General features: G+C 49.4%; 14 protein-coding genes. 8 read left to right on the forward strand and 6 right to left on the reverse strand.

What is annotated here, in order from left to right; genetic code table 11:
• Positions 1 to 116: 116 nt before the first annotated feature.
• The 6 genes from fbpC to AACQ93_RS17760 form a co-directional block, all read right to left on the reverse strand.
• Positions 117 to 1,166, reverse strand: a complete 1,050-nt coding sequence (gene fbpC, locus AACQ93_RS17735) for a ferric ABC transporter ATP-binding protein (protein WP_064607247.1) — start codon at positions 1,164 to 1,166, stop codon at positions 117 to 119.
• Positions 1,167 to 1,183: 17 nt separating this feature from the next.
• Complete coding sequence (locus tag AACQ93_RS17740) at positions 1,184 to 3,280, reverse strand: ABC transporter permease (RefSeq protein WP_064607250.1); 2,097 nt, start codon at positions 3,278 to 3,280, stop codon at positions 1,184 to 1,186.
• Between the two features lie 136 nt (positions 3,281 to 3,416).
• Positions 3,417 to 4,451 carry an ABC transporter substrate-binding protein gene (locus AACQ93_RS17745; protein WP_064607253.1) on the reverse strand — a complete coding sequence of 345 codons (1,035 nt, stop codon included), beginning with the start codon at positions 4,449 to 4,451 and terminating at the stop codon, positions 3,417 to 3,419.
• Between the two features lie 138 nt (positions 4,452 to 4,589).
• A complete protein-coding gene (locus AACQ93_RS17750; protein ID WP_064607256.1) occupies positions 4,590 to 5,915 on the reverse strand; it encodes an MFS transporter in 1,326 nt (441 codons plus the stop codon).
• 90 nt (positions 5,916 to 6,005) lie between these two features.
• Positions 6,006 to 7,583: a signal transduction histidine-protein kinase/phosphatase UhpB gene (gene uhpB / locus AACQ93_RS17755; RefSeq protein ID WP_064607259.1), complete on the reverse strand. Its 1,578-nt coding sequence runs from the start codon at positions 7,581 to 7,583 to the stop codon at positions 6,006 to 6,008.
• Positions 7,583 to 8,209 (reverse strand): response regulator, encoded by a 627-nt coding sequence (locus tag AACQ93_RS17760; RefSeq protein ID WP_064607262.1) that lies wholly within the window; start codon positions 8,207 to 8,209, stop codon positions 7,583 to 7,585. Before AACQ93_RS17760 ends, uhpB begins: the two co-directional genes overlap by 1 nt.
• A gap of 607 nt (positions 8,210 to 8,816) precedes the next feature.
• Here AACQ93_RS17760 and AACQ93_RS17765 point away from each other — a divergent pair.
• The 8 genes from AACQ93_RS17765 (at position 8,817) to AACQ93_RS17800 (ending at position 17,660) form a co-directional block, all read left to right on the forward strand.
• Positions 8,817 to 10,085, forward strand: coding sequence for a RidA family protein (locus tag AACQ93_RS17765; protein WP_064607265.1), 1,269 nt, complete (start codon positions 8,817 to 8,819; stop codon positions 10,083 to 10,085).
• Between the two features lie 578 nt (positions 10,086 to 10,663).
• A complete protein-coding gene (locus AACQ93_RS17770) occupies positions 10,664 to 10,939 on the forward strand; it encodes a chaperone NapD (RefSeq protein ID WP_007463581.1) in 276 nt (91 codons plus the stop codon).
• Complete coding sequence (gene napA / locus AACQ93_RS17775) at positions 10,926 to 13,412, forward strand: nitrate reductase catalytic subunit NapA (RefSeq protein ID WP_064607271.1); 2,487 nt, start codon at positions 10,926 to 10,928, stop codon at positions 13,410 to 13,412. Before AACQ93_RS17770 ends, napA begins: the two co-directional genes overlap by 14 nt.
• 18 nt (positions 13,413 to 13,430) lie before the next feature.
• On the forward strand, positions 13,431 to 14,198 hold the full coding sequence (gene napG, locus AACQ93_RS17780) for a ferredoxin-type protein NapG (RefSeq protein WP_064607273.1): 768 nt from the start codon (positions 13,431 to 13,433) through the stop codon (positions 14,196 to 14,198).
• A complete protein-coding gene (napH, locus tag AACQ93_RS17785; protein WP_064607276.1) occupies positions 14,198 to 15,064 on the forward strand; it encodes a quinol dehydrogenase ferredoxin subunit NapH in 867 nt (288 codons plus the stop codon). The genes napG and napH overlap by 1 nt, the downstream gene beginning before the upstream one ends.
• Entirely contained in the window at positions 15,054 to 15,488 is a 435-nt protein-coding gene (locus tag AACQ93_RS17790) for a nitrate reductase cytochrome c-type subunit (RefSeq protein WP_064607279.1), read from the forward strand. Before napH ends, AACQ93_RS17790 begins: the two co-directional genes overlap by 11 nt.
• An 18-nt stretch (positions 15,489 to 15,506) precedes the next feature.
• Positions 15,507 to 16,097 carry a cytochrome c-type protein NapC gene (napC, locus tag AACQ93_RS17795; protein ID WP_064609598.1) on the forward strand — a complete coding sequence of 197 codons (591 nt, stop codon included), beginning with the start codon at positions 15,507 to 15,509 and terminating at the stop codon, positions 16,095 to 16,097.
• A 330-nt stretch (positions 16,098 to 16,427) separates the two neighbouring features.
• Positions 16,428 to 17,660 carry a sensor domain-containing diguanylate cyclase gene (locus tag AACQ93_RS17800; protein WP_064607284.1) on the forward strand — a complete coding sequence of 411 codons (1,233 nt, stop codon included), beginning with the start codon at positions 16,428 to 16,430 and terminating at the stop codon, positions 17,658 to 17,660.
• The last annotated feature ends 13 nt before the right edge of the window (positions 17,661 to 17,673 follow it).

A 17,673-nucleotide genomic window follows, 5' to 3' on the forward strand; every position in this document is an offset into this window, starting at 1 on the left:
TGTGGTATGAGGATCTTACTTTGCTTCTTTTGGGAATTTGAAGAACCAAAAGAAAGGCCCCGAAACCTTTCTTTCAGAGAGGATATCGGGGCCGCAGAGGTTGGAGTTAAAAGACGTTAATCCGCCAGAAGGAACAGGTTGGTCGGGTTGATTGTCAGGTATGCGTGATCGGCCAGGTTGGCATTGAACTGAGACGAATTCAGTTGCAGCAGAAGCTGTTGATCATGCCAGCGTACTGACACTTCATACATAGATCCCATGTATACTGCGCTTTCAACTACGCATTGCTGACAAGGTTCACCTTCATGGGCCAGTAAAATAGCTTCAGGACGAATACCGACCTGATAGCTGCCCTTCAGTTTGCCTTCCACCACTTTTGGATCTGCTGGAATCCGGTAGCCGTTAATCTCAATATGTTCACCGTCGTAATAGCCGGAGAAAATGTTGGCATCACCCATAAAGTTAGCCATAAACATCGATGCTGGTGACTTGTAAAGCTCATCCGGTGAACCCTGCTGCATGATATCGCCGTCTTTCATCACGATAACCGTATCAGAAACCGCGAAGGCTTCAGTCTGGTCATGGGTAACATATAACGATGTGATGTTGAATCTTTGCTGCAGTTCGCGGATCGTTTCCCGCATATTACGACGCAGGTTGGCATCAAGGTTACTCAGGGGTTCATCGAAAAGCAGCACTTTAGGTTTCAGTACCAGTGCTCGTGCCAGAGCGACGCGTTGTTGCTGGCCGCCAGAAATCTGGTCTACAAAGCGATCGCCCATCCCCTCTAGGTCAACCAGCTTTAGGGCTTCATCTACCCGTTGTTTGATCTCATCCGCCGGAAGCTTGAGCATCTTCAGCCCGTAGCCGACGTTGTCGTGTAGCGACATATGCGGGAACAGGGCATAGGACTGGAACACCATACAGATGTCACGGTGCTGGATTGATGTATTGGTGACATCCTCGCCATCGATAAAGATCTGCCCGCTGGTGGGTTTTTCCAGACCGGCTACCAGTCGAAGCACAGTGGTTTTACCGCAGCCGGAAGGGCCGAGAAGGGTAACCAGACTGCCTTTTTTGATTTCTAGATCAAGGTTGCCAATGACCGTGTTATCACCAAAGCGCTTGCAGACATTTTTTAGTACTACAAAGTTGTCGTTTGCCATGAGGAAGTTCTCCAGTTTTATTCTTGGTTGTTGGCTTTTGAGCGGGAAACACGGGCTTCGCCGACAAGGAAATCAAAAGTAAGGATGATGCCAAGCATCACGAAAATCAGGATTGAGCCGTAGGCGATAGCAATCCCGTATTCACCGTCTTCAACCCGGTTCAGGATGTATGAGGTTGCTACACGGGTTTCCGGCGTAACCAGGAAGATAATGGCACTGACGGTTGTCATCGCCCGGACGAAGCTGTAAATCAGCGTCGACAGAATTGCCGGACGCAACAGCGGGATCAGGATATGGATAATGGTCTTGAACGAGTTAGCGCGCAGGCTGAGTGACGCTTCATCCAATGATTTATCCAACTGGCCCAGTCCGGCCACCCCGGCACGAATACCCACGGGAACGTTACGCATTACCATTGAGATCACCACGATCGCTGCGGTGCCAGTGAGGTAAACTGGCGCATCGTTGAACGCCAGGATATAGGATACCCCGGCAACCGTGCCCGGAACGGCAAAGCAGAGCATGGTGGCAAATTCGATCACTTTCTTGCCGTGGAACTGTTGGCGCACCACGATATAGGCAATCAGCAGGCCGAACAGAGCGGTGATCGGCGCGGCAATACCGGCGTAGGTCATGGTGGTTATCAGCGATGGCCAGGCACCTTCGCCCATTCCCAAGCCGAACAGGTTCATGTAGTTATCCAGCGTCAGGCTGTAATCCACACCCCAGTTCACCGTGAAGCTGCCGTAAACGATGCTGCCGTAGAGCAGGACATTAAAGGCCATCCAGAAATACAGCACACCGGTGACACCGTGTTTTAGTGTTGTTGGCAGCGGCTGGACATCACCGCGGTAAGATTTACCCGAGATGGTGACGTAAGAGCGCTTGCCGATCCAGACGTACTGAACCACAAAAATAGCCAGTGAGAACAGCAGCAGAACCGCGCCCAGCGTACTGGCGGAAGCGTAATCTAACTGTGCGCCTGCAATGTAGAAGTAGATTTGGGTTGCCAGCACGTCAAAGCTGCCGCCAAGTACCAGCGGGTTACTGAAGTCGGCCAGCGACTGGACAAAGATGATCAGGAACGAGTTAGCCAGCGCCGGTTTCAGCAGCGGCATCACGATTTTGAAGAAGGTTTGGTAGCGGTTGGCACGCAGGGTATAAGACGCTTCTTCAAGCGACGGGTGCAGTGATTTCATCGCACCGTCGAGGATCATAAATGACATCGGCGAGAAAGCCAGAACTTGAGCCATCCAGATGCCGGTAAAACCGTAAAGCCAGTTGGTGTGTTGTAGCCCGAACCAGTCAACCATCAGCTCTGTGATATAGCCGGAACGGCCAAGCATCAGGGTAACACCCAGGCCGACTACAAACGGCGGAGTAACAATCGGCAGGATGGAAAAGATCCGGGCGATGAATGCTGAACGCTTGGCGATACGGGTGGTATAGATGGCAAAGATCAAGCCAAAGAAAGTGGCGGTGATACCGACTGATGTACCCAGGGTTATAGAGTTCAGGATGATCTGAATAATCTGCGGCCGGGTCAGGATATCGACAAACTGCCACATTACGAAGTTGCCCATTTCGTCTTCGAACATCGGGACGAAAATGGCAATACTCGGGTAAATGATAAAGATAGTGATCAGCGAAACAATGCTGACCAGCGCACCGATAACAAAGACATCGCCGCCAAGGTATTCAAGCCGAGCCAGAGCCAGGGTCATGATACTGCCGAGAGCGATGAACAAAATGATGCACGCATAGCCCATGCCCTGACCGGTATACCAGGAAGACATCAGGGTGAAGAGCATGCAGAATCCGGCATAGCCGATATCAAACTTATGGCGGGTTCTGGCGTATTTATTTTGTGGTTGAAGCGGGCGCAGCAGCAGTACCAGCGGCAGGCTGAACCATAGCCACGCGATGTTCATGCCGCTCCAGCCCATGGCGTCCCTGAACTCTTGCGGAGTGGACTCGAACAGGCCGTAATCAAGGGTAAAAGCAGGCAGGAGCACGAAAGCCCCGACTAACGCAATAAGCCAGTAAAACACCGGATCACGCCGTTCTGAACTTTGGAGCTGTCTTGACGGGATGTCAGCGGCTAAGTCATTCATTGTTGGATACCAATTATATTTGTTGGTGTGTTGCTGATTTCAGGGTGCACGAAGCCCCAAGAAATCATCTTGTACTTCTCGTGTGGAGCAATGAGCAGCTGCTGTCAGCTGCTCATATTTCGGGTGAGGCTGGCGGTTATTCGCCCATCTTGACGACGTTAACCCACTTATTGATCAGACGCTTACGCTCATCGGAAGAGCCGTAAGTTTCCATGTCATAGTTGATTAGCGAAAGCTTGCTTGGATCCAGGGCGTTAGGAGACTGCTCTGCGGTGGTGTTGGTTAGGATCTGGAATGATTTACCTTTCTGCCATGCCAACTGCTGGCCTTCTTTAGACAGTACCCAGTCAACGAACAGTTTGGCGTTGTCCATGTTGCGGGCACCTTTGATGATGCTGACGCCGCCGATTTCGTAACCAGTACCTTCACATGGAGAAATCAGCTCCAGAGGGGCACCTTTAGACTGTTCCAGCGAGTAGTCATGCAGGAAGCCGATACCGATAGCAATTTCACCGCGTGCAGAGTTACGGGAAGGTGTCACACCGGATTTAGTGTACTGCGAAATGTTTTTGTCGAGTTTCTTGAAGTAATCAAACGCCTTGTCTTCATCCCAAAGCTGGATGAAAGTAGCCAGTGCGGTGTAGGCCGTACCAGAGCTCTGCGGGTCAGCGATTTGGATTTCTTCTTTGTATTCAGGTTTGGTCAGGTCATTCCAGCAACTTGGAATTGGCAGGCCTTTTTCAGCAAGGCGTTCGGTGTTGACGCCGAAACCAAGGATGCCCATGTAAACAGCAGAGGAGTAGTTGCCTTTGCGTTTGGCCGGATCGCGGAATTTCTCCATGATGTTGTTCAGCTCAGGCGACTTATAGGCAGCCAGCAGATCCATTTCACCAGCCTGTGACTGTGGATCCAGGGTGCCGCCGTACCAGACATCAGCGCGGGGATTCTTTCTTTCGGCCTGGATTTTTGCCAGGGTGCTGCCCGAACCGTTACGGACAAACGAAGTTTTCACGTCATACTTTTCAGAAAATGCCTTGGTTTCAGCTTCACACATGGCGTTGGTTGCGCTGCAGTAAACAACCAGACGGCCTTCTGCCATAACCTGGGGAGCTGCCATGGCTGAACCAAGAATGCAGGCTGCAAGCAGGCTGCGTTTAGTTTTTGCTTTCATTATTATTTCCTCTGCTTTTTATTGGAGCCCGATGTCAGAGTTCACAGGTAGGAAACACCGGGCTTTTACCGCCACCTTGCGGTAAATCTTTATTCGCAGGCGAAACGGTAGCGGCTGGAGGAAAGAAAGCCCTGAATGCTATAACGCAGCTACAGTTCGCTGTTGTGCTTTGATGAAAGGCAGGATCAGCAGGCCGATAGAAGCGGCGGCCAGAGTGATAACGCTGAAGAAACCTTCCCAGCTAAATTGTTCGATAATCAGTGATACCGGATAACTGGCCAGTGCTGCACCAAGGTAGCCGAACAGGCCGACAAACCCGGTGGCGGTGCCCGCGACATCTTTGTGCGAACACTCGGCGGCAGCCATTCCAATCATCATTTGTGGTCCGAAGACAAAAAAACCGATCGCGAAGAAGCATCCTGACAGTACGGCAAAGTTGTCCATCGGTGTAAGCCATAATGCTGCTACGGAAATAAAAATCCCCAGTGCAAAAATCAGGTTCATCGGTGCCCGGTTACCGCGGAAGAAACGGTCTGAACCCCAGCCGCCAAATAGTGACCCCAGAAAGCCGCCGACCTCAAACATAGAGACTGCCGTATTGGCGGTCAGCAGGTCGAAACCGTGGCGTTCGGTCAGGTACAGGTTGCCCCAGTCATTGACGGCAATCCGCACCACATAGACCAGCAAATAAGAACTGCACAGCAGCCAGATGTATTTATTGCCGACTACATATGTAGCCAGGATCTGGCGGAAACTGAGCCCTTTTCCTTCCTGTTCCTGTTGCAGCTCTAGCTCATCGTTGCGCCATTGCCCGACGGTTGGCAGCCCCATGGTGGAAGGCTTGTCCCGCATATGGAAACAGAGCATCAGTCCAACCATGATCCCGATCGTTCCCGGGATGATAAATCCGTAACGCCAGCCCCAGTTGAGGGCGGCAAAGCCGATAAACAGCGGAACCAGCGCACCACCTAAGTTGTGGCAGGTGTTCCATATCGACCACCAGAAACCCCGTTCGGAACGTGAGTACCAGGTAGTGAGCAATTTGGCACAGGGCGGCCAGCCCCAGCCCTGAAAAAAGGCATTTAAAGTCCAGAGCACTGCGAATACCGCCAGTGAGGAACTCATACCAAAGCAGATATTAATCAGCCCGGTTGCCATTAGTCCCAGCCCCATGAAATAACTTGGATTGGACTGGTCACTCACCATGCCGGAAATAAATTTTGAAATTCCGTAAGTGATGTAAAACAGGGTGCCGAGAAAACCGATATCGGAGTGAGTCAGACCGAGATCCGCCAGCATAGCCGGCATGGCGAAATTCAGGCTTTTTCGGGTGAAATAAAATACCCCGTACCCGATATACATCGAGAACATCAAATGCAGCCGCCAGTGCTGGTAAGTGGCATCAATCCGCTGTTTATCCGTTATCGTTTGCGCGGGTTGAGCTGATGTCAGAAAGCCCATCATGACGGTGTGTTCTCCCTGTTGCTGAATAGATAGTAAGTAAATGAATGGAGAAATGAATGAGACAGGATTTTAATTACCTAGGAAAAATTCCTAGTTACCTTCACTGCTTGGTATTTTTGTGGGCAAGTTAACAATAAACCGGGTGCCGTTTCCTGACTGAATGGAAAAACTGCCGCCCAGTGCGCTGACCCGCTCTTCGATTCCCCTGAGTCCCTGTCCTTTGCTGCGCCAGTCCTGCGGCAGGCCACAGCCGTTATCGCGTAACTCCAGACTGAAGGTGGAGCCGGGCATCAGGCTGAGATGGACCGAGGTGGCGTTGGCGTGTTTGCTGACGTTATTGAGCAGTTCCTGGATGATGCGGTACAGGGTGACAGCGGTAATGTCATCGAGTTTATGGTTGGCAATACCGATATTGAGCTGGAAGTCGATTTGGCGTTCGGCAAATTTCATTTCCTGAGCCAACTGGCGCAGGGCATTTTCCAGTCCAAGTTCATCAAGGATTTGCGGTCGCAACTGCGTGAGCAACTGGCGGGTAGAACGGTGTATCCGCATTGAAAGCGAGTGAATCGCTTCGGCAATGTTTTTGGTGTTGTCTTCCTGTGTAGTGCGGTCGGCCAGCATCGCCTGGATCTGAATGGCTGTGATGTTCTGACCGATCTCATCATGTAGTTCGCGGGCAACGGATTTGCGGATATCTTCTTCAACCTTTACCAATTGGCGGGCGAGTTGCTGTTTATTGTCTAACTCTCGGGCCAGCTCGCTGTTTACCATTTGTAATTGCTGTGCAAGCAGGTATTGACGACTGATGGCAATGCCAAGACCCAAGCCAACCAGGGCTTGAGTGGTGATAAAGACTTTCAGCTCCATGTCACTGGAAAATGCACCGGACAGCTGGCGGGCACTGGTAAGCAAGATACTGTTCATCACTGCCGCCAACACACCGCCCTGCCAGCCGTAGCGGTAGGCCATGAAGATATTGGGCAGCAGCATGATCAGCAATACCAGAGGTTCAAGCTGTTCAAGGAAAGTCAGTTCGGCGATAAGCCCGATAGTGAAAAAGCCGATAGACCACAGCAGGGCTGACGGACGAATGGTTATTTCCTGGTGGATCAGAGTAGGCGTCAGTGGCAGCCAGGTTTTGTTGAGGTAGTCATAAAGCAGGTAGCAAAACGGAACTAACAAGATCCCGCCGGTAATTGCGGTAATAGTGGCAGAAAAGACATAACCGGCCGGAAGACTCATGGGCTTGCTGAGCAGCATTGTTATCAGGCCGATTGCCATTCCATGAACCAGAACCAGTCCGATAAGTGCCAGTAATCGCTGCCAGTATGTTTTTAGCTGTTGCCAGACTCCGGAAAAAGGCAGGATCAGGAAATAACCGATAAAAGGTGTGAGGAACAGAAGCTGGTCATGGGGCTGGCTGTCGAGAATAGAGAGAAGCCAGCCGCTGATGGTCAGCTCGCAGCCAAGAAACAGCAACCAGAATCTGCGCGGAGTCAGCACCTGTACTGCCAGCTTTAATCCTGCGGGAAGAAACAAAGCGGCCAATAGCAGATCCGGGGAGAGATAATTGCTGATGCTCCACAAACAAAACCAGCTAATGGTAAAAAGAACAGAGGCAAAGGCATAAGAAAAACAGTTGCCGGAAATTTGGTTTTCAGTCGTCATTATTCAACCAGCAATTTGTGCTGCAAGGCGTAGCGAATGAGTTCAACATTGTTCGACAGGCCGAGTTTGCCGAGGATATTGGCACGGTGAACATGAATGGTTTTATGACTGATAGTCAGTTCGGCAGCAACTTCTTTGACCCCTTTGCCCTGGACGAGCAGATCGAATACTTCCCGTTCCCGTTTGGTCAGTTCATCCAGTTCTTTCGGTGCAGTCGGTGCATTACTGAGGTTAAAGAGGGCATCTGCGCACAGATAACGGTCTCCGGCGGCGACGGTCCGGATTGCGGTCACCAGTTCACCGGGGCCGCAACGCTTAGACAGATAGCCGCTGGCTCCGGCTTCAATGGCCTTACTGACAAAAGAGGCTGAATCGTAAATGCTGAGAAAAATAGCCCGAAAAGCGGGGTTGTTCTTTCGCAGGCGCTCCAGCAGGCTCAGCCCGCTTTCGTCCGGCATGGAAATGTCTATCACCGCAACATCAATATCAGTGCGTGAAAGGGTGGCATAAGCTTCTTTTGCTGAGCTGAATTCGCCTTTTACTTCTATATCCTGTTCGACATTAAGCAATTGGGCAAAGCCGGAACGCACCATAATATGGTCATCGACCAGGGCGACAGAAATCATGTCCTCATCCTTTGTTATTGAATTATTCGCCGTTGATTGGTTCGGCGTATTTTTATATTTGATGAGGCTGTGATTATCGGCGCGAAATCGATTTCAGATCCAGTGGCTAGGTCGCAAAAAAGAGCTCTGTTATTAGCTGTGGTTCATGAACCATATGACAGCATGGCAGGTGCAGCATAGCCAAATCTTGCAATTGGACAGCACTATTAAAGCTTGACGGGAATTTATGCATTTATAACGAAATAAACGGCGCATCAATTGAGCGCCTGCTTGAATTTAAATGAACTTGTTGTGACCAAGTTATCAGAATTGGATGAAATTCAGCAAATTGAGCAATTAACTCACTGAGATTATATTCACAATTGACGAATCAATCGCAAAAATAAAATGTTGTTACAGCCCGATTATTAATAATTTTGTGGATAATTAATCGTAAAGTGACTATTTATCCTGTTTTGATTCACTTTTAGTGAAAAAATGTTTTGATACGTGTCACATTCACTCCAAATAAATTCCCTTACCATTGCGCCAGTTTCGTTATTCATTCAAATAAAACCTATTAAAGATAAATAATTATCTCTGTACTACATATAAGGAAAATATCGACATGGCTGCCGGTATCATTAAAGTTTCTCGTAACACCGAAAACGCACCAAAAAGCGAACTATCATCTCAAACAGTTGCTTTTTCTCACTACAATAACTTTTCTGCACAACTGCCTGTAGATCCTAAAACAGGCGAAATCGTTGTTGGTGACGTAAAAGAACAAGCAAAACAATGTTTGACTAACATTAAAGCCATTGTTGAAAGCATTGACCATGTGATGGATGACGTTGTTAAAATCAACGTGTTCCTAAAAGACATCGCAGACATGGAAGCCGTTGATGAAGTTTACGCAACTTTCTTCGACAACCTGATCCCAACTCGTACCGTAGTTCAAGTTGCTGCGCTGCCTATGAGCGATGCATTGGTTCAAATGGATGCACTTATCTCTAACGGTGAAGGTACTGCTCCTCAAGATCCTTGCCCACTAGTAAAACTAACTCGCAACACTGAGAATGCACCTAAAAATGCACTAGCATCACACACTGTTGCTTTCTCTCACTACAACAACATCTCAGCACAGCTTCCAGTTGACCCTAAAACTGGCGCAATTGTTGAGGGTGGCGTGAAAGAGCAAACAGCTCAGTGTTTGAAAAACATGAAAGCGATCCTAGAAAGCATCGACGTGCCTTTCGATGACATCGTTAAAATCAACCTGTACCTGAGCGATCTAGCAAACGTTGATGCAGTGAACGAAGTTTACTCAACATTCTTCCCTGATTCAGCTATCGCTCGCACTGTAGCTTACGTACCAGCACGCTCTATCATTGCTGCAGACGCACTTCCAATGGGCGCATTGGTACAAATCGATGCTTCTGTATCTCACGGCGACGGCACACCGCCACAAGAAGTTGAAGATCGTCACAACATCGTAATTCGTGCTAACAACACTGACGCAGCACCACGTAGCCCGCTACACACACAAACTGTTGCTTTCTCTCACTACAACCACATCGCAGCTCAGCTTCCGGTTGACGTAGCTACAAATGCAATCGTTGCTGGCGGTGCTAAAGAGCAAGCAGAGCAATGTCTGAAGAACATCAAAGCTATTGTTGAAAGTGTTGACCACGTAATGGACGATATCGTTAAAATCAACATCCACCTTAAAGATGTTGCTGATATCGATGCAATCAACGATGTTTACACTACTTTCTTCCAGGGTGACCTGCCAGCTCGCACTGTAGTCGGTGTTTCTCAAATCGAGATGGATGCGCTAGTACAAATCGATGCTGTTGTATCTAACGGTGAAGGTACTCTTCCACAAGCAAAATAATTAATGGATAGCAGCTTATAGGAATTTAATTTCTATAAGCTGGATTCAGATTATAAAGTTCGGGCAGGTTTCTTATTATTTAATGGTTTTAATAACTTTTAAATAATAAGAAGCCTGCTCTTTATTCATTTCTTTTTATAAAATAACTTGTACCTTCCTTAAGGGTAAAAGAAATATAACGTCAATATAACCCGCAATTCCAGTCTCCCTTCTTCTATATCATCAGGCTTTTTAGCATAACTAAAAACGCTGAATTAATTCATTCTGAACCAGCCCTTATTGCATAACGATCGCTATTTATTTTTTTATCGAAATGTGAATTCAATGTTGCTGGTTTTTTGACCTGTATCAATGGAATTCACTATTACCCCTTTAGAGGTATGCACAGGGGGAATTATTGGTATTAACAATAGATTAAGCCCTGTTTTTTATGTGTGTATTAGAAGCTAATTGATGGCTAACCAGCTTGAATATAAGAGAAAAGAATAAAAACAAGTTTGTGTTTTTAAGTGCCTGTTTTTCAAGGTTTACGAATTTTAGCTGGTGGAAGCCTGAAAGATAAAAAGGGAGTTTTATCAATGGATGAATACCAAGTCTGCAGCCTGGTTGTGTTAACCGCACCGGAACAGACGGGATCGGTCAAGCTGGCAATTGAAAAGCTGGAGGGAGCAGAAGTACCAGTATGCAATGAAGCAGGAAAAATGGTGGTGGTGCTGGAAGGGGATAGCAAGGACGGGCTGGCTGAACGCTTTAAACAAATCCAATTATTGCCCGGCGTTATTGCCGTCACTTTGGTGTATCACCAGGAAGATGGAACATCTGAGCTGAAGGAAGCAAATAATGAAAGTCAGTAGACGTAGTTTCTTAAAGGCCAATGCAGCAGCGGCCGCAGCGACGGCCGCAGGGCTGACGATACCTGTGTCTGTTGCCCGTGCTGCTGGCGAAGACAAGGAAGTGAAGTGGGATAAAGCCCCGTGCCGTTTCTGTGGAACAGGTTGTAGTGTGCTGGTCGGTACCCAGAATGGTCGGGTTGTTGCCTCGCAGGGGGACCCGGATGCGCCCGTTAACAAAGGACTGAATTGCATCAAGGGCTATTTCTTGCCCAAAATCATGTACGGTAAAGATCGTCTGACTCAGCCGTTGTTGCGCAAGACCGACGGGGTGTATGACAAAGACGGCGAATTTACCCCGGTCAGCTGGGATGAGGCTTTCGATGTGATGGCCGACAAGTTTAAGCAGGCACTGAAAGAAAAAGGGCCGACATCTGTCGGTATGTTCGGTTCCGGTCAGTGGACGGTATGGGAAGGCTATGCGGCGGCGAAACTGTATAAAGCTGGATTCCGCTCTAACAACATTGATCCCAATGCCCGCCACTGTATGGCGTCGGCGGTGGTCGGTTTTGGCCGTACGTTCGGTATGGACGAGCCGATGGGTTGCTACGATGATCTGGAGCATGCCGATGCCTTTGTGCTGTGGGGCTCCAACATGGCCGAAATGCACCCGATTCTATGGACCCGACTGACAGACCGTCGCTTGTCGTCAGATAAAGTGAAAGTAGCTGTGCTGTCGACCTTTACTCATCGCAGTTACGAGCTGGCAGATAATCCGATCATTTTCACCCCGCAGACGGATCTTGCCATTCTTAACTTCATCGCCCATTACATTATTTCCAACAACAAGGTAGATAAGGCGTTCCTCGAAAAGCACGTCAATATCCGCAAGGGCGACACGGATATCGGCTATGGTTTGCGTCCGACCCATCCGCTGGAAAAAGCGGCCAAGAATCCGGGCAGCAAGAAGTCATCGCCGATGACGTTTGATGAATATGCCAAGTTCGTTTCTACCTATACCGCTGAATATACCTCCGAGCTGTCCGGCGTGCCGGTTGACCAGCTCAATGAACTGGCTGAGCTGTATGCTAACCCTGATGTAAAGGTGGTCTCTTACTGGACCATGGGCTTTAACCAGCATACCCGTGGTGTCTGGGCTAATAACCTGGTTTACAACATTCACTTGTTGACCGGGAAAATCTCTAAACCCGGCTGTGGTCCGTTTTCATTGACCGGTCAGCCTTCGGCCTGTGGTACGGCGCGTGAAGTCGGTACGTTTGCCCACCGCCTGCCGGCAGACATGGTGGTGATGAATCCTAAGCATCGTGAAATGTGTGAAACCAAGTGGAAGATTCCGGCTGGTACGATTCCGCCGAAACCTGGCTATCACGCAGTACTTCAGGATCGAATGCTTAAAGACCGTAAGCTGAATGCTTACTGGGTAATGTGTAACAACAATATGCAGGCCGGTCCGAATATTAATGAGGAACGACTGCCGGGGTACCGTGATCCTGAGAACTTTATTGTCACTTCAGATCCTTATCCGACTGTAACTGCCATGGCTTCCGACCTGATTCTACCGACCGCAATGTGGGTGGAAAAAGAAGGGGCTTACGGTAATGCCGAGCGCCGTACTCAGTTCTGGCGCCAGCAGATTTCTGCGCCGGGAGAGGCGAAATCCGATCTATGGCAGCTGATGGAGTTTTCCAAACGCTTCAAGGTAGAGGAAGTCTGGCCGGCAGATCTGATTGCTAAAAAGCCAGAGTTGAAAGGTAAGACATTGTTCGAGGTGCTGTTCAAAAACGGCAATGTTGATAAATACAGTCTGGATGAACTTGCTGCAGATCAGCTCAATGATGAATCTCGCCACTTCGGCTTCTATGTTCAGAAAGGTCTGTTTGAGGAGTATGCCTATTTCGGTCGCGGCCATGCTCATGATTTGGCCCCGTTTGATATGTATCACCAGTCTCGCGGCCTGCGCTGGCCTGTCGTCGACGGTAAGGAAACCCTGTGGCGTTATTCCGAAGGCTATGACCCTTATGTGAATAAAGGGGAAGAATTTGCCTTCTACGGTAAGCCGGACAAGAAAGCGGTGATTTTCGCGCTGCCTTATGAGCCGCCTGCAGAAGCGCCGGATAAAGAATATGACCTCTGGTTGTCGACCGGACGGGTTTTGGAGCACTGGCATACCGGGTCAATGACCCGACGGGTGCCGGAGTTGTACCGTTCGTATCCGGATGCTGTGGTGTACATGCATCCGCTGGATGCCAAAGAACGTGGTTTACGTCGTGGTGACGCGGTCAAAATTGTATCCCGTCGCGGCGAGGTTCTGAGCCATATTGAAACTCGTGGTCGTAACCGGGTACCGCAGGGACTGGTCTTTATGCCGTTCTTCGATGCCGGCCAGCTGACAAACAAGCTGACACTGGATGCGACAGATCCGCTTTCCAAAGAAACCGACTTCAAGAAATGTGCGGTGAAAGTGGTTAAAGCGTAACGGACTAGGAACAGAGTGATGAAGACTCCGCGCGGAAATATGTCAGACAGTCGGCGGCGCTTCTTAAGGGATGCGGTGCGAACTGCGGTGGGTGTCGGTACTGCGGCAACAGTCCTGGGGCTGCAAAGCAGGCAGAGCCAGGCGGATGATGCCAGTGTGCCGGTTCGCCCGCCCGGAGCGCTGGATGAGCCTGATTTCCTTCAGGCTTGCTTGCGCTGTGGCTTGTGTGTTCAGGCATGTCCTTACGACACATTGAAGCTGGCGACGCTACTGTCGCCGGTGGCTGCCGGAACACCGTATTTCACGGCGCGGCAAATACCGTGCGAGATGTGTGAAGACATTCCTTGTGTTGTTGCCTGCCCGAGCGGCGCTCTCGATCCGGCACTCATTAATATTGATGATGCCCGGATGGGAACGGCTGTACTGATTGACCATGAAACCTGCCTTAACTGGTTGGGATTGCGCTGTGATGTCTGCTATCGGGTCTGTCCTCTCATCGATGAAGCCATCACGCTTGAGCCAATCCGTAACAAGCGAACCGGCTACCACGCGAAGTTCATACCTACCGTGCACTCCGATGTCTGTACTGGTTGCGGAAAATGCGAGCAGGCCTGTGTGTTGGATGAAGCGGCAATCAAAGTTGTACCGACTGCACTGGCGAAAGGTCAGATGGGACAGCACTACCGCCTGGGCTGGGAAGAAAAAGCCGAGCATGGCGGCAGTCTGGTACCGGAAGAGCTCAAGCTGCCTGTGCGTCAGCCGGATAACACCGGGGGAGGTCAATAATGGCTAAGCGTTTTGCTAAAAACCGTGCTCAAGATGCTGGCAAAGCGGCTGTTAAGTCTCTGGGCTGGTGGAGGGCACACCGTTTTCTGCTGCTGCGCCGTAGTTGCCAGTTGTTGATTATCGGCCTGTTTATGGCCGGACCGACCTTGGGAGTACTGCGGGGAAACCTGTCATCGAGCACCCTGTTCGATACGGTGCCGATGACAGATCCATTGTTGTTGCTGCAAACCCTGGTGTCCGGGCATCTGCCTGAGCTGACTGCGTTAGTGGGCGGGTTGATTGTGGTGGTGTTCTATGCCGTTATTGGCCCCCGTGTTTTTTGCGGTTGGGTTTGTCCGCTAAATATGGTGACTGATCTGGCAGCCTGGTTAAGGCGAAAGCTGGGCATCAAAGTGAGTTATCGCTGGTCGCCACGTTTGCGTTACTGGCTGTTGGCAGTATTGCTGTTGGGGAGTGCGGTATCCGGCACCGTGTTGTGGAGCTGGATTGATCCTGTTGCTGCGTTGCACCGGGGGCTGGTATTCGGGATGGGAGCCGGTTGGATCCTGATTCTGATGGTGTTCCTGCTGGACTTGTTGCTGGTGGAACACGGCTGGTGCGGGCATTTGTGTCCGCTTGGTGCAGCCTACGGGGTCATAGGTAGTAAGAGCCTGATGAGGGTAACGGCAACGAATCGGGAAGCGTGTAACAAGTGTATGGATTGCTTCAATGTTTGTCCTGAGCCGGAGGTATTGCGCCAACCATTGAAGGAAGGTGATCGCCGGGTTATGAGTCAGGACTGCATCAGCTGTGGGCGCTGCATCGACGTCTGTTCCGAAAGGGTATTGGAATTTAAAACAAGAATTGGAGCCAAATATGAAGGGTAAGTTTGTTGTGTCTGTGCTGCTCGCGGCCGGTGTCAGCGTTGCGGCCTTCGCCGAGGTTACCTCGTTACGCGGCGATCAGGAAATTGGAGCGAACAACGAGGTGGCAACGATTAAACAGGTGCCGAAAAAACAGGATCGCCTGGCGTTGGATTATGTCAATCAGCCGCCGTTGATCCCACACTCAACCGATCAAGTGCAGATTAATCCGAGCAATAACGGTTGCCTTGAATGTCATGATGTCGATAAGTACCGCAAGGCGGGGGCACCGCGGGTGAGCCCAACGCACTATATGGACAGGGATAACAAAATGCTGGGCGATGTCGCTCCCCGTCGTTATTTCTGTCTTCAGTGCCATGTCACTCAGGCGGATGCCGCTCCTATGGTTGAGAACACCTTTGAGCCTGCCGGTAAATTCGGTGAATAAGGAGGGCAGCATATGGGAATTAAGCTACCGGGCTTCATTCAGCGTTTCTGGAGCTGGTTCAGAAAGCCCAGCCATCTTGCGGCAGGCAGCCTCCTGACCGGCGGTATTATTGTCGGTATCATTTTCTGGGGGGGATTTAACACCGCGATGGAAATGAGTAATCAGGAGCAGTTTTGTATCAGCTGCCATGAAATGGAAAACAACGTTTACCAGGAATACGTCGGGACCGTGCACTACAACAACCGTAGTGGGGTGAGGGCGACCTGTCCTGATTGTCATGTACCTAAGGAGTGGGGGCCGAAAATGGTGCGTAAGATCCAAGCCAGTAAAGAGCTTTATGCCAAAGTGCTTGGAATTGTCGATACACCGAAAAAGTTTGAAGAACACCGGTTTGAAATGGCTTCCCGTGAGTGGGAGCGGATGAAAGCGAATGATTCGCAGGAGTGCCGCAATTGCCACAATTTCGAATATATGGACTTCACAACCCAGAAACCTGTGGCGTCGAAGATCCACGATGAAGCCGAAGATCAGGGCAAAACCTGTATTGACTGCCACAAGGGGATCGCTCATCAGTTACCTAAAGGGCATAAAATCGAAAAAGCAATTTAATACGATGACCATGAAATATTGTTGAGTTGATGTCTTTTTTTAAACCTTCTCCCCTCGTAAGCGTTTGCTTTCGGGGGGATTTTTTATGTGTGCTTTGATTAACAAATGAGGGGATTTTGTTCGATTTGCTTGATGTGCGATCAATTGCTTAAAAAAAGTCTGCATATTGTGATTTTGGTTCCGGCTTTTGTGGGAAGGATCAACTCATCTCTGTACGGATTACGTTACCTTACGCCCGAACTGGCCTGTTTTTGTCCATTATTAGATTAAGAAATACCCACAATCGATTGAGATGATGTGCCTGTGAATTCAAAAGTGAACTTAAATGAGATGTTATTAATTGAGTCTCAGTATGGTGTTGTAATCCATAGGGATTTCAAACCGCTGTATGCGGATGATAACTACGCGCATTATTTCGGCTACGAAAGCGGAGAGGATATTATGTCGATGGCGAGTATCTTGCCGCTGATTGCGCCGCAGGAGCAGCAGAACGCCGTGGAATCCTATCAGGCTGTTATGTTCGGTAAAGAACGACCAGGAGTGCGTACTTACCGCAACATCGATAACCAGGGTAGTGAGCTTATTGTTCTCTCCGTAGATCATGTTGTGGATTGGGAAGGACAGCCTGCGATGCAGGTGACAATTATCGATCTCCGTCACCATGTTGAGACACAGCGGCAGCTCAGGGCAAGTGAAGAACGTTATCGTGCACTTGTTGATGGTTCAATTCAGGGGATTCTGGTTCACAAAAATTTCAGGCCGTTGTTTTGTAATGAAGCTTATGCACAGATGCAGGGTTTTTCGAATGCTCAGGAGCTGATGGAGCATGGCTCTATCCTGCCGCTTATTGACATGGAGCATCATCCACAAGCCTACAGTGATAATCTTCAACTGCTGGCCGGTGAAAAAGAAGCCATCAAAACGGAAGCGAAAGGGATTCGCACTGATGGTTCAACGGTATGGTTGAGTTTACTTTCACGCCCCATAATATGGAATGGAGAGCAAGTGGTGCAGGTTACGGCAATGGATATAACCGAGCAGCAGTTGCTAAAGGAGAGGTTGGAGCATCGCGCCAATTTCGACGGCCTCACCAACTTGCTGAATCGCCGTGCGACAATGGAACTGCTTGAAAAACAGTTCGAGTTTGATAAGCGCAACGGTAATGATATGTGCTGTATTTTGATTGATTTTGATGACTTCAAACTAATTAACGATTGCTATGGTCATCACGTTGGAGATCAGGTGCTTAAACTGTTTGGTAAGACCTGTAAAAAGAGTATTCGAAAGAGTGATTTTATTGGTCGCTGGGGTGGGGAAGAGTTTGTGATGGTACTGCCACGGACAGCCATAGATCAGGCGGCTTTTATTGCTCGCCGTATTTCTAAATGTATCAGCGAACAACGTGTTGAAGTCGGTGAACATACACTCAGCTTTACTGTCAGTATGGGGGTTGCCGCGATGACTGAAAATACAACGTCAGCGGAACAAATGATTAATGCTGCGGATAAGGCACTTTATCAGGGTAAGAAGCAGGGAAAGAGCTGTGTAGTTATTGCGGCTTAGCTGTTTTATTCAA

Origin of the sequence: Photobacterium sp. J15 (assembly GCF_963870815.1) — a bacterium.
In the GTDB taxonomy this organism is placed as follows: Bacteria; Pseudomonadota; Gammaproteobacteria; order Enterobacterales; family Vibrionaceae; genus Photobacterium; species Photobacterium marinum.